Source organism: Asaia krungthepensis NRIC 0535 (assembly GCF_025995175.1).
Taxonomy (GTDB): Bacteria; Pseudomonadota; Alphaproteobacteria; order Acetobacterales; family Acetobacteraceae; genus Asaia; species Asaia krungthepensis.
The window spans coordinates 50,218-63,175 of sequence record NZ_BAPV01000057.1 but is presented as its reverse complement, the minus strand read 5'-3'; the positions used below and the strand labels follow the sequence as shown (position 1 = coordinate 63,175).

At 60.8% G+C, this 12,958-nt stretch carries 12 protein-coding genes; 5 read left to right on the top strand and 7 right to left on the bottom strand.

What is annotated here, in order from left to right:
- Positions 1-78 precede the first annotated feature (78 nt).
- The 6 genes from AA0535_RS12610 to pdxH all read right to left on the bottom strand — a co-directional run bounded on the left by AA0535_RS12610 (position 79) and on the right by pdxH (position 6,176).
- Entirely contained in the window at positions 79-450 is a 372-nt protein-coding gene (locus tag AA0535_RS12610) for a hypothetical protein (RefSeq protein ID WP_264816796.1), read from the bottom strand.
- Positions 451-636: 186 nt separating this feature from the next.
- Entirely contained in the window at positions 637-1,560 is a 924-nt protein-coding gene (locus AA0535_RS12605; RefSeq protein ID WP_264816794.1) for a lysophospholipid acyltransferase family protein, read from the bottom strand.
- A 9-nt stretch (positions 1,561-1,569) separates the two neighbouring features.
- Positions 1,570-2,562, bottom strand: coding sequence for a tetraacyldisaccharide 4'-kinase (gene lpxK, locus AA0535_RS12600; protein WP_264816791.1), 993 nt, complete (start codon positions 2,560-2,562; stop codon positions 1,570-1,572).
- Entirely contained in the window at positions 2,553-4,511 is a 1,959-nt protein-coding gene (locus AA0535_RS12595; RefSeq protein WP_264816789.1) for a glycosyltransferase N-terminal domain-containing protein, read from the bottom strand. The genes lpxK and AA0535_RS12595 overlap by 10 nt, the downstream gene beginning before the upstream one ends.
- A 68-nt stretch (positions 4,512-4,579) precedes the next feature.
- Entirely contained in the window at positions 4,580-5,467 is an 888-nt protein-coding gene (locus AA0535_RS12590; protein WP_264816787.1) for a universal stress protein, read from the bottom strand.
- A 97-nt stretch (positions 5,468-5,564) separates the two neighbouring features.
- Positions 5,565-6,176 (bottom strand): pyridoxamine 5'-phosphate oxidase, encoded by a 612-nt coding sequence (gene pdxH, locus AA0535_RS12585; RefSeq protein ID WP_264816785.1) that lies wholly within the window; start codon positions 6,174-6,176, stop codon positions 5,565-5,567.
- Positions 6,177-6,318: 142 nt separating this feature from the next.
- On the opposite strand from pdxH, the gene fabI reads away from it, so the two are divergent.
- A complete protein-coding gene (fabI, locus tag AA0535_RS12580) occupies positions 6,319-7,161 on the top strand; it encodes an enoyl-ACP reductase FabI (RefSeq protein ID WP_264816784.1) in 843 nt (280 codons plus the stop codon).
- A 1-nt stretch (position 7,162) separates the two neighbouring features.
- Complete coding sequence (aroC, locus tag AA0535_RS12575) at positions 7,163-8,260, top strand: chorismate synthase (protein WP_264816781.1); 1,098 nt, start codon at positions 7,163-7,165, stop codon at positions 8,258-8,260.
- A gap of 44 nt (positions 8,261-8,304) precedes the next feature.
- Here aroC and AA0535_RS12570 read toward each other — a convergent pair whose 3' ends face one another.
- Entirely contained in the window at positions 8,305-8,733 is a 429-nt protein-coding gene (locus AA0535_RS12570; protein ID WP_264816779.1) for an OsmC family protein, read from the bottom strand.
- 405 nt (positions 8,734-9,138) lie between these two features.
- Here AA0535_RS12570 and AA0535_RS12565 point away from each other — a divergent pair, with 405 nt between their 5' ends.
- From AA0535_RS12565 to AA0535_RS12555, 3 genes are read left to right on the top strand one after another with little or no spacing between them, the layout of a single operon-like run.
- Positions 9,139-10,992 (top strand): ribonucleoside-diphosphate reductase subunit alpha, encoded by a 1,854-nt coding sequence (locus AA0535_RS12565; protein WP_264817025.1) that lies wholly within the window; start codon positions 9,139-9,141, stop codon positions 10,990-10,992.
- Positions 10,983-11,804, top strand: a complete 822-nt coding sequence (locus AA0535_RS12560) for an META domain-containing protein (protein WP_264816777.1) — start codon at positions 10,983-10,985, stop codon at positions 11,802-11,804. The genes AA0535_RS12565 and AA0535_RS12560 overlap by 10 nt, the downstream gene beginning before the upstream one ends.
- Positions 11,801-12,826, top strand: a complete 1,026-nt coding sequence (locus AA0535_RS12555) for a ribonucleotide-diphosphate reductase subunit beta (RefSeq protein ID WP_264816775.1) — start codon at positions 11,801-11,803, stop codon at positions 12,824-12,826. The genes AA0535_RS12560 and AA0535_RS12555 overlap by 4 nt, the downstream gene beginning before the upstream one ends.
- The last annotated feature ends 132 nt before the right edge of the window (positions 12,827-12,958 follow it).

The following is a 12,958-nucleotide window of genomic DNA, read 5'->3' as shown; positions in this document are numbered from 1 at the left end:
CTCAAGGTCTGGCCGCGAGGTACCCTATCCTGATGCAAGGGCAATGCGGTCAGGACAATCCGGTTTGGTCGCGCCGCGTCAGGCAGCTGCGATAGACTTGAGCGGCAATACGGGTCGCACTGTGTGCAGGGCGAGTTCGAGGCTCGCATACACGCCAAGTTCATGGTCACGGATATGATCGACGAGAACCCAGCGCATACCGCGCGGTTTGATCATATAGGCCGGGTCAGCATTCTCACGGACCCAAATCAGGATATGGGCGACGGCCTCTTCGCGTCCGTTAAGACACTCGGTTTCGATATCGGCGTCGCAAAGCCCCATGGCGAGGCCGGCCTGCAGCCATTGCGAGAGATATTCGCGATGACGAGGCAGCACATTGAAGCGCAGTGGAATCACATTGCTGAGAGGTGCTGGAGTTTCGTTCTTGGGAAACGGCAGCGTCTGGGCCATACGTTGCGTCCTCATTTCTGGTGCAAGACCGAGGCTAGACGGCAAAAGCGGCGTCTCTCAACGTAAAATTGCGCCTGAACGCTATTTTTCCTCATCGAAAACGATTGGTGTTGCACAAAAGCAATGCTTTGTTTCGCCTCCCATAAGATCCCTGGAACGGAACTCACAGTGCTTTTAGCGCGTTAATTAGCGCCTTCTTCTTGTATACAACTCTTTTGGCCAACGACGATGTAGCCAAAGCCATGATTCTGGCCGTTCGGTAATCCAGTTTTCGAGCCGGTCATTAAGCTGCTGCGTCAGGCTTCCGATCTCTATTTGACGGGGCGCTTTCATATCTGGGTACAGCACAGGGCCGACTTCCAGATGCAGGCGTGCTGGGCCGAGGCGGATAATACGACCGGTCACGATCGGACAATCGTATTTCACCGCGAAACTTGCGGCCGCCGAGGCGGTCATCGCGGGCAGGCCGAAGAAGCGACACTCGATTCCATCATTCATCTTCTGGTCGCCCAGAATCCCGAGATGATGCCCCCGCGAGAGATGGCGCAGGGCCAGGCGCGCGCCTTTGGCGCCTTTCGCAAACATTGGCGCGTCGCATTCCATGGCCCTGTTGCGAAGGGCGATGATGAGGCGATCGATCAATGGGTTCCCCGCAGCGCGGTAGAACGAAGCGAAAGGCAGTCCGTGGCGGGCCACGATGGGGGGGAGCATCTCCCAGTTCCCGATATGGCCCGAGAAGAAAATGACCGGGCGCGAGGCTGCCGCCATGGCTTCGAGGGTCTCTGCGTTCGAGATACTCCAGCCGGGACCTGTCTGCGTGTCGCGTTTCAGTTGGGCCAGATGAGGAAACTCGGCAACCGTCCGGCCGAGATTGTCCCACAGGCCGATGATGATGCGTTCATGATCGGCAGGAGAAAGTCGCGGCAGCGCCATTTCCAGATTGGCCCTGGCCACCCGCGTCACGCCGAGGCGTGGGCCAATATGCCGCGCCACCCAGCCTCCGAGATTTGAGGCAACTGCAGGGGGAAGAGCGGAGAGCCCTGCCAGGGCGATGCGGACGACGCCATATTCGACGCGGTTCAGAAACGTGATGACGGGTTTGTCGCTCATTGGGCGGCTCTATACGTTCGCGAGAAGCAGGTCCAGAAGCCGTTCCGGGGCGCTAGGATCGGCCCAGAGCAATTCCACGTCGATGACCGTGACCTCGGCGCGCAGCCATTCTGGAAGTTTGACCCAGTCCTTGCGCGTCGTGACCAGCAAAGCGCCCGGCTGGCGGGAGAGCACTGAAAGGCGTCGGCAATCGCGCTCGCTATAGTCGTGATGATCGCCGAAGGGGATGCATCGCATGGGAGGCGCCCCGGCCTCCTCCAGCATCTCGAAAAACTTCGAGGGTCGGCCGATCCCGGCGAAAGCGATCACCTGACGGCCCTGCAATTTCCGAATGGCCGCCGATGGAATAAGACGCGCGCTAAGCGTGGACAGCCCCGCAGGCAGCAACGGAACGAGCCCGGTATCATCCCGCCCTATCAGGACGACCGCATCTGCTCGTGCAAAGCCCCGTGATGCAGGCTCACGCAGCGGGCCCGCCGGAAGGAGACGGCCATTGCCAAGTCCGGTCCCCCCGTCAATAGTGATCAGCTTCAGGGTCTGGCGCAGCGAATGGTTCTGCAAGCCGTCATCCATGACCAGGCAGGTGGCACCGGCCTCCGCGGCAAGCAGCGCCGTTTCGGCACGATTGGCCCCGATCCAGACCGGAAACTCCCTTGCCAGCATATAGGGCTCATCGCCCACATCACGCGCCGTATGATGCAACGGGTCCACGCAAAGCGGTCCCTTGAGATGTCCCCCATAACCCCGGCTCAGGATATGCGGACGTTCCCCCCGCGCCACGAGGCGCTGCGCCAGATCGCGAACGATGATGGTCTTGCCCGTGCCTCCCACGGTGAGATTGCCACAGCAGAGAACCGGCACTGGGGACAGGGACGGCGTTGCCCTGAGCGCGCGAAAAGTCCCAAGCGTGTCGATCATCCACGCGACAGGCGTCAGGGCACGGGCTTGCCAGCGAGGAGACCTGTCCTTCCAGAAAGCAGGGGGGCCAGGCTTCAGCCGCATAGGGCGTCGATCCTGTCCAGCAGGCCGGGGGGTACGGTCTCGTCCGGTACGAGCGCCGCGCGCGCCGCATCGGCCCTGGCCTGCCATTTCAGAGGCTCGTTCAACACGGCATCGATCCATCCAGCCAGTTCATGCTCATCATGTATAGTCGAGACCAGCCCGTCGAGTTGCGCGAAGGCAGGACGGAAATTCCCGCAATGCGGCCCGCTGGCCAGGATGACATCGAGGCGTACAGGCTCGAACGGATTATGACCGCCGCCGGGAGAGAACAGTGAATTGCCGATGAAAGCGCAATTGGAGAGCCGATAGAAAAGCCCGAGTTCTCCAAGCGTGTCGGCGATCCAGACAGAGCAATCCGCATCGGGCTCCTGTTGCAAGGACCGCCGGGGAAGTGTCGTTGGAGCGAGTGCTGCAATTGCTTCGCCGCGCACGGGATGGCGTGGGGCGATGATGGTCAATAATGTCGGCGCACGGCGTCGGGCGATAGCGGCGGCGCGCAAGATGACCTCTTCCTCGCCCGGATGGGTCGACGCGGCGAGGAAGACGGGACGTTCGCCTATCATCGCACGAAGACGGACGAGTTCGGCCTGATCGACCGGCGGGGGAGGCGCGCTCTGCTTCAGGTCGCCGTGGCAGGACACGTCGCGAACGCCGAGGGCACGGAAATGCCGTGCATCTTCCTCGCCTCTGGCGGCGACAAAATCCAGCCTCTCGAACAACCGGGGCGCGAACGACCTCAACCGTTGCCAGCGTTGCCATGACCGGGCGGAGAGACGACCATTCAGCACGGCCACCGGGATGGCACGGCGCATGCAGGCGAGGATAAGCCCCGGCCAGAGTTCGCTGTCGGTCAGCAACAGGGCTGAAGGCTTCCAGTGATCGAGGAAGCGTTTTGTCCATAGCGCGACATCGTAGGGAATGAACTGATGAATCAGCCGCGAGGCGGCCACGTCATCGCTCGCCTGATAGGCAGCTACAATATCGGCGCCTCCCAGGGTTGCGGTCGTGACCAGAAAATGTCGTCGAGGGTGGCGCACGGCCAACGCTCCGAGCAGCGGCAGGATGGAGTTGGCCTCACCAACGCTTGCCGCATGCAGCCAGAGGATTTCCCCTTCTGGTCGTGCAATGGCGGTACGGCCACGACGTTCCGCAAGGCGGTCGTGGCGCTCCTTGCCGCGTCGGAGGCGCCACAGCATCATGCCGCGCAGGGCGGGCATCAGCATCACGCCCAGCACCCGCCAGACGATATCGGCAATTCCCATGCGACCGAGGCTTACGGCTCTGTCAGCCCGGAGCGTCAGCCGGTCGAGCCGTTCATTGACTTCATCGCTCGTGATAGCTGTCTCGCATGGCTGTCCATGAAGCAGATATCCCCGACCGAAGGGCAGGGGGAGACGTAACCGGTCCCAGGTTGGCAGGCGTAAAGAGAGGCAGGCCGTCGCGACAGGCACGAGAGGTTTCCCGGTGAGGCGCATCAGCGTCTCGGTACCACGTTGCGCGATGCGCGCAGGCCCCCGCGGACCGTCCGGCGTCAAAGCGAAGATCGCGCCATCGCGCAGAATGGCGCAGGCCTGTCTCAGGGCTCGGCTTCCACCCTTGTTCTTGCCCCCGCGGTCGCTAGAGCCCTCGACACCGATGATCCCCCACGGTGCCACGAGATCGTTGATGAAACGCCCGTCACGGTTGCGGCTGATCATGACCGTGATCTTCAGATCGGGGTTTTCCTCATGTCCCCAGCGGCACATGGCCGGTAGCATGAGGAGGGTTTCATGCCACGCCGCGACGATGGCTCCATCAGTCCTGCGGGACGGCGATTGCGTCAGAGCGGGAACGGCATCGGGGGCGCCTGTGATCGTCCAGCGTGTGGTTCTGAGCGCGAAGGCGAGATAACCGCGTGCCAGAACGAGAAGGGCCCGGGTTGCAGCGCCGCCGGCACTCTTGCGGTTCATCTGGCGTCTGGAAGGAAAGCGCGCATACCGCGCCGGTAGCATGTCCGGCGCGGCAACGCAAAGCAGCCTCAGCGGCTCATCAGCACCGTGAGGTTGGCATGCTCAAGCACATGTCGTGTTGCACCGCCGAGGATCATCTGGCGCAGGCGCGAATGGGAATAGGCGCCCATGCACAGCATGTCCGCCCCGAAATCGGCGCAGCTTGCAAGGAGTCCGGCGCCGACATCACGCTCGACCCCCTTGAAATCGCGGATTTGGGCCTCGACACCGTGGAGCCTCAGGTAATCCTGCACAGTATCGGCTTCGGGGCCACGGCGATGATAGTCGACGCTGGTCAGGATCTGCACGCCCTCCGCCCGCTTGGCGTAGGGCAGAACCCCGCGCAGGGCCGATGCGGCCTCGGCCGTTCCGTTCCAGGCAATACACAACCGCGTGCCGGAGGTCTCGGGCGGGGTAGGAGGCGCAATCACGAGGGGGCATCCGCTATCGTACAGCACGGCATGGAGCACCTCGGAGGCGCGCGCATTATCGTTAGGGCCGAGATGCGGCATCAGGGTCAGGTCGGAGAGGCGTGCGCGCCAGGTGACGGCCTCGTGCTCCGAGCCTGTCAGAAACTCGAGCGAAGCGCTCAATTTCGAATGAGCCAAGGGGTCATTTTCCAGAAAGCCCTGCTTGGGTTCGATGTCGTTGTCGCGGATGAACGCATCGAATTTCAGCCGTACCTGCAACATGCGACGATGGGCCTCATGCTCGGCGGCCTCCATCATCTCGTTGATCATCGAGCTCGACAGGCCTTCACCTGTCAACGCCGCCATCTCGTTCGGGTCGTCGCCCACAAGGACCGTTGAGAGATGGGCATTGAAGGCGCGGGCATGAAGCAGTCCCACACGCAGGACGGCATCGATATTACCCGCGCCGTTGAGCGGGACGAGAATGTTTCTGACGTCGTTGGCCATGGGGGGTCTCACTTGGTTGAACGAGGGTAACGAGTGAAGAAAGGCGCCGGGGAGACAACGCAGCCTGCGAAGGCTGGAGTATCCCGAGGTCCGAATTTCAGGGGTAAAGCCGGGTTACGGCCCAGTCATTTTCCTCACGCGTCCAGGTGGCGCGGTCATGCATCCGATAGGGGCGGTCCTGCCAGAACTCCATCACCCGTGGCACCAGGCGAAAGCCGGACCAGTTGGCAGGTCGTTCGGGTTCCTGCCCTTCGAAACGCGCAGTGACGTCGCGGATGCGGTTCTCGAATTCCGAACGGTCGGCAAGGGGGCGGGACTGATCCGATGCGATGGCGCCGATACGTGAATTGCGGCTGCGGCTCGCAAAATAGCGATCGGCTTCTTCAGCGCTGACGGGCTCGACCGGGCCCTCGATACGGATCTGGCGGCGCAGCGATTTCCAGTGAAACAACAAGGCGGCATGGGGATTGGCGAGGAGTTCCCCTCCCTTGCGGCTTTCCAGATTGGTGTAGAAGACGAAGCCGCGTGTATCGGCTCCCTTGAGAAGGATCATGCGAACCGAAGGCACACCCTCCGCGGTAGCCGTCGCAAGTGCCATGGCGTTGGGATCGTTCGGCTCGGTGGTTTCTGCTTCCTTCATCCAGTCCGCGAAGAGCGAAAAGGGGTCTGCGTCGAGTGGAATGAGGGGAAGGCTTGTATCGTCTGCCATGACAGGGTCTCTCCTGCGTCTATTCGGTCCGTATTCGTTGCCCGTCCTAACGTGTCATCTCGAGACTTGTTTGCGCGGCGGGCATGTGCGACGAAGCGGAGCGTTATTATTTCTTTTTCTGACATTAACCGGGATCTGCCTCATGTCCACCGCTTCGTTCGATCTCCCTACCGGGACGCTGATGGCGGGCAAGCGCGGTCTAGTGATGGGCGTCGCCAATGACCGCTCCATTGCCTGGGCCATCGCCTCTGCCTGCGCCGCACAGGGGGCGGAGCTTGCCTTCACCTATCAGGGCGAGGCTCTGGGCAAGCGCGTCAGACCGCTGGCGGAAAGCGTGGGCGCTGGTCTCGTCATACCGTGCGACGTGGGCGACGATGCGGATATCGACCGCGCCTTCGATGAGATCGAGAAGGCCTGGGGCAAGATCGACTTTGTCGTGCATGCCATTGGCTGGGCCGACAAGCAGTTCCTGCGCGGGCGCTATGTCGATACGCCTCGCGACGCCTTTCTCAAGGCAATGGATATCTCGTGCTTTTCCTTCACCGCCGTTGCGCGCCGCGCCGCCGCTCTCATGACGGATGGGGGGTCGCTCCTGACCCTGTCCTATCTCGGCGCCGAACGCGTCATGCCTCATTATAACGTGATGGGTGTGGCCAAGGCCGCGCTCGAAGCATCGGTGCGGTACATGGCGGCCGATCTGGGCAAGGATAACATCCGCGTCAACGCCATCTCGGCTGGCCCGATCATGACGCTGGCCGCCAATGGTATCGGTGACTTCCGCTATATTCTACGCTGGAACCAGCTCAACGCACCGATGGAGCGCAATGTCTCTCTCAAGGATGTTGGCGGGTCGGGGCTTTATCTCCTGTCCGATCTTTCCTCCGGGACGACCGGCGAAGTGCATCATGTGGATTGCGGCTATCATATCGTTGGCATGAAAAACCCGAACGCGCCCGATATCGCCGTCGTCACCTCAGAAGGCTGACATGTCGGATAACAGCTTCGGCACTCTTTTCCGGGTCACGACCTGGGGCGAGAGTCATGGGCCTGCGATTGGCTGCGTGGTGGATGGGTGCCCGCCGGGTATTGCCCTGAGCGAGGCCGACATCCAGCCCTGGCTGGACAGGCGTCGCCCTGGGCAGTCCAAATTCACGACCCAGCGTCAGGAAGCGGATCAGGTTCGCATTCTGTCCGGCGTGTTCGAAGGGCGTACGACCGGGACGCCAATCTCGCTCATGATCGAGAATACCGACCAGCGGTCCAAGGACTATTCCGACATTGCCTCGCGTTATCGCCCTGGCCATGCCGATGTGACCTATGACCTGAAATACGGCCATCGCGATTATCGTGGCGGCGGTCGATCTTCGGCGCGTGAAACCGCCTGTCGGGTCGCGGCAGGGGGGGTGGCGCGCCGCGTGATTGCCGAGTTGCTCGGCAAGGCCGCGGTCATTCGTGCCGCCCTCGTGCAGGTTGGTGGCTTGGCTGTCGACCGCACACGCTGGGATTGGGATGAAGTAAGCCGCAACCCGCTTTTCTGCCCCGATCCGGTAACGGCAGTCGAGTGGGAAGGGCTGCTGGCCAGTGTGCGCAAGGATGGATCCTCTATCGGCGCACTGGTGGAAGTTGTGGCGGAAAATTTCCCGGCAGGGCTCGGGGCGCCCCTTTATGGCAAGCTGGATGCCGAACTTGCCGCGGCACTGATGGGTATCAATGGCGTCAAGGCTGTTGAGATCGGAGAGGGCTTTGGAGTGGCAACGCTGCGTGGAGAGGACAATGCCGATCCCATGCGCATGCGCGACGGCGTCCTGCATTTCGAGCGTAACCGGGCCGGTGGTATATTGGGTGGCATTTCAACCGGGCAGCCCATCGCCGCGCGTTTTGCCATCAAGCCTACCAGCTCAATTCTGGTGCCGGTCCCTTCCGTCAATCGCGAAGGCGAAAATATCGACGTGATCACCAAGGGACGTCATGATCCCTGTATCGGCATCCGTGCCGTGCCGGTGGCAGAGGCAATGATGGCGTGTCTGCTGGTCGATCACCTCCTACGTGATCAAGCACAGAATAGCTGGCACCGCGGGCGTTAAGTATACGTCATGGCCGCCCCCGAGGGGGCGGCCACGAAACGATATCAGGCCAGACTCGCGGTCAGGCTGATATCGGCTTTGAAGAGCTGTGAAACGGGGCAGCCATTCTTCGCCTTGGTCGCGAGCTCTTCGAACTTCGCCTGATCGGCGCCGGGAACGCTGCCCTTGAGGTCGAGATGGATGGCCGAGATTTCGAACCCGCCCTCTGTCTTGTCGAGGGAGACGGTCGCCTTCGTCTCGAGCGAAGTCGCCGTCAGGCCTGCCTCACCGAGGATCATGGAGAGCGCCATGGTGAAGCAACCGGCATGGGCTGCGCCGATCAGTTCCTCGGGGTTCGTACCGGGCTTGTCCTCGAATCGTGTGTTGAAGCCATAAGGCTGCTCGGAAAGGGCGCCGCTCTGGGTCGAGATGGTGCCCTTGCCATCCTTGAGGCCGCCACTCCACTGCGCACTGGCTGATTTCTTGATCGTCATAGAGGGATCTCCTGCGTTTCCGAAGCCCGATCGGGGTCGGTTGGTCAGCCAACGCAGGGGAGCGACAAATGTTCATCCCGGGCAGCTGTGTCATCGGGGTCACGCGGATTGCGCTACGTTAAATCAGCCGGATCGTGGAACTCTAGGTTCCCCAAGGGCTTCTGGGCCTGTCAACACCAGATGTAGTGTCCGGGGCGAAATTTAACCCGATATATTGCTTGTCTCGACCGGCGGACTTGCGCCAAGAGGACACACGGAATGAGCGTTACTGATCTCGATTTGATCTTGGGGAGATAGCCCGTGAGCCTGCTAGAAGACACGACCCGTGAGGCTGAGACCGAAGCGGCTGATACCCTGCCAGAGCCCTGTGCCCGCGCTCCCCAGGACATTGAAGCCGAGCCTGATATGTTCGACGATGTCGTCCAGCTTGAGGGTCATCACCCCGTGCGCGTCAACCGCTCACGCGATGCCCTTCTGACGGATTTCGGGCGTGCGACGCTCGATAACCGTTATCTCCTGCCGGGTGAACACTATCAGGATCTGTTTGGGCGCGTCGCCTCTTATTATGGTGCCGATGCTGCCCATGCCCAGCGTCTTTATGACTATATCTCGCAGCATTGGTTCATGCCGGCCACCCCGATTCTGTCCAATGGTGGCACGACGCGCGGGCTTCCCATTTCCTGCTTCCTCAACGAGGCAGATGACAGCCTGCGCGGTATTGTCGATCTGTGGAACGAAAATGTGTGGCTCGCCTCCAAGGGCGGCGGCATCGGGTCCTATTGGGGTAATCTGCGCTCTATCGGCGAGAATGTCGGCAAGAACGGCAAGACCTCGGGTGTCATCCCGTTCATCCGCGTCATGGACAGCCTGACCCTTGCGATCTCGCAAGGCTCGCTGCGCCGTGGCTCTGCGGCCGTCTATCTGCCGGTCTGGCATCCGGAGATCGAGGAGTTCGTGGAGATGCGTCGCCCGACGGGTGGCGATCCGAACCGCAAGGCACTCAACCTGCATCACGGCGTTCTGCTGACAGACGACTTCATGCGCGCCGTCGAGAAGGACGAGGAATGGGGCCTGCGTTCTCCCAAGGATATGGCCGTCATCCGCAGTATACCGGCGCGCCAGCTCTGGATCCGTATCCTGACCGCCCGCATGGAGCAGGGCGAGCCCTACATCATCTATTCCGATCACGTGAACAAGGCGCGCCCCGAGCATCACAAGCTTGCCGGGCTCGAGGTCAAGACCTCCAATCTCTGCGCCGAGATCACCCTGCCGACAGGCCTCGATCATCACGGCAAGAACCGGACCGCTGTCTGCTGTCTGTCCTCGCTCAACCTCGAAACCTGGGAAGAGTGGAAGGACAATCCGCAATTCATCGAGGACGTGATGCTGTTCCTCGACCGGGTGCTTCAAGACTTTATCGATCGCGCGCCGGATGACATGGAACGCGCGCGTTATGCGGCGATGCGCGAGCGTTCGGTCGGGCTCGGGGTGATGGGCTTCCACTCCTTCCTGCAGGCCCGCAACATCCCGTTCGAAAGCGTGATGGCGCGCGTATGGAACAAGCGTATCTTCCAGCAGATCAAGGTTCAGGCGGATGCCGCCTCGAAGCATCTGGCCGAACTGCTTGGTCCGTGCCCTGATGCTGCCGAATACGGCATCATGGAGCGTTTTTCGAACAAGATGGCGATTGCACCGACGGCGTCGATCTCGATCATTGCCGGTAATGCAAGCCCCGGTATCGAGCCGATTTCTGCCAATGTGTTCCTGCAGAAGACGCTCTCAGGCTCCTTCACCGTGCGTAACCGCCACCTGCTGCATTTGCTCGAACAGAAGGGCCAGAATACCGACGCGATCTGGTCGTCCATCACCCTGAATAAGGGCTCTGTCCAGCATCTTGACTTCCTCACCCAGGATGAGAAGGACGTCTACAAGACCGCCTTCGAACTCGACCAGCGTTGGGTGGTCGAGCACGCTGCGGATCGCGCGCCTTTCATCTGTCAGGCGCAATCGATCAACGTGTTCCTGCCTGCGGATATTCACAAGCGTGATCTGCACCAGATCCATTTCTTGGCGTGGAAGCGCGGTGTAAAGTCGCTCTATTACTGCCGCTCGCTGTCTATCCAGCGTGCCGATGCGGTCAGTGACATGGCACTGAAGAACAATATCCTCGAAGACGAGGATTACAGCACCAATGCTGCCGAAGCGGCCAAGAAGCCCGCTGCTACGACGAGCTATGAAGAATGCCTTTCATGTCAGTGAGAGGGTCACTGACGAAAGCCTTTCTGGCATCGGCCCTTCTGCTCGGCTCACTGCCGGATTGTGTCATGCGCGCCGAGGCTCAGACCCAGATGTCTGCCGCGACATTGCGCGGCACAGTGACAATCAAGGGGACGGTCGATCTGCCCCCCAATGCCCAGGTGAGCGTGGTTCTGGAGGATGTCAGTCTGGCTGACGCCCCCGCCATTACGCTGAGCAAGACGGTTTTCTCACCCGTTGGCGGTCAGACCTTCGGCTATGCGCTGGGTTATGATCCCTCGGCGCTGAAACCGGGCCATCATTATGCCCTGCGTGCCGATATCAGAAATGGCACCTCTTTGCTCTATATCAGCAAGGAGGCAGTCATGGGCCTCGGCGCGGTGCCAGACCAGACAGCCCTCGTGGTTGAGGCCGTTGCATCGCCTCTTCCCAGTGCTCTGGTCGGCAACTGGGTGATCGATCGGATCGGCTCTGATGCCGTCGATCCCACGACCCCGGCTTTTCTGACCTTTCGTGCCGATGGCTTTCTGTCTGGCACAGGTGGATGCAACCGCCTCATGGGCCGGGTGACGGCAAGTGGTAACGCTCTCACCTTCGGTCCTATGGCGGGAACCCGAATGGCCTGTCCCGGCAGCCGCATGAGCCAGGAAGACACGTTTTTTGCTGCCGCGCGAAAAGTTGTGGGCTGGCAGGTCGATCAGGGTACGCTGCTGCTGACCGATGCCCAGGGCGATATCGTGCTGACGCTCAGCCCGAACAAAACCAACGACCCCCACAAGAATCTCCAGAATCCCAGAATCAGGAAAAGCCGATGAGCGAAACTAACGGTTCGGGCGTATCGCACGCCGAAGAACAGCATTTCGACCTCATGACCGCCAATCCGGTCTACAAGCCCTTTCGCTATCCGTGGGCCTATGACGCTTGGCTGATCCAGCAGCGCGTGCACTGGCTGCCCGAAGAAGTGCCGTTGGCCGATGATGTGAAGGACTGGCATCGTACGCTCAGCGAGTCCGAGCGCCATCTGGTCACGCAGATCTTTCGCTTCTTCACCCAGGCGGATGTCGAGGTGAACTCGGCGTACATGAAGTATTACAGCCAGGTCTTCAAACCCACCGAAGTGCTGATGATGCTGTCATCCTTCTCGAATATCGAGACGATCCACATCGCCGCCTATTCGCATCTGCTTGACACCATCGGCATGCCCGAGACCGAGTACTCGGCATTCCTGAAATACAAGGAGATGAAGGACAAGTATGATTTCATGCAGTCCTTCAATATCGACAACAAGCGCGAGATCGCCAAGACCATGGCCGCCTTCGGTGCGTTCATGGAAGGGCTTCAGCTCTTCGCCTCTTTCGCAATCCTGTTGAACTTCCCGCGTTTCAACAAGCTCAAGGGCATGGGGCAGATTGTCTCCTGGTCCGTGCGTGACGAAACGCTGCACTGCCTGTCGATGATCCGGCTGTTTCGCACCTTTGTGCGTGAAAACCGGGAGATCTGGACGGAAGACTTCCAGAAGGAACTTGCCGAAATCTGCGCGACCACGGTCGAGCACGAAGACGCCTTCATCGATCTGGCTTTCGAGATGGGCGATGTCGAGGGGCTGAGCGCCGATCAGGTGAAGCGCTATATCCGCTTCATCGCTGATCGTCGCATGACGCAGCTGGGGCTCGATCCTTTCTATGGCATCGAGGAGAATCCGCTGCCCTGGCTGGATGATATGCTCAATGCCGTCGAACACGCCAACTTCTTTGAGAACCGTTCGACGGAATACTCGCGCGCTTCCACCTCCGGATCGTGGGAAGAAGCTTTCGAGGCGGATGTGTTCGCTTCCTGAGCGAAAGGGTGGCGGGGTAATCCGCCACCTCTGCACTCCAAGCCATAACGATATCTACTGTCGGCGCGCCTCCCTCGGGGGCTCATGCCGCAACCTGATTGTATGGGCAAACCCTGCAACGGTCAGGTGCAG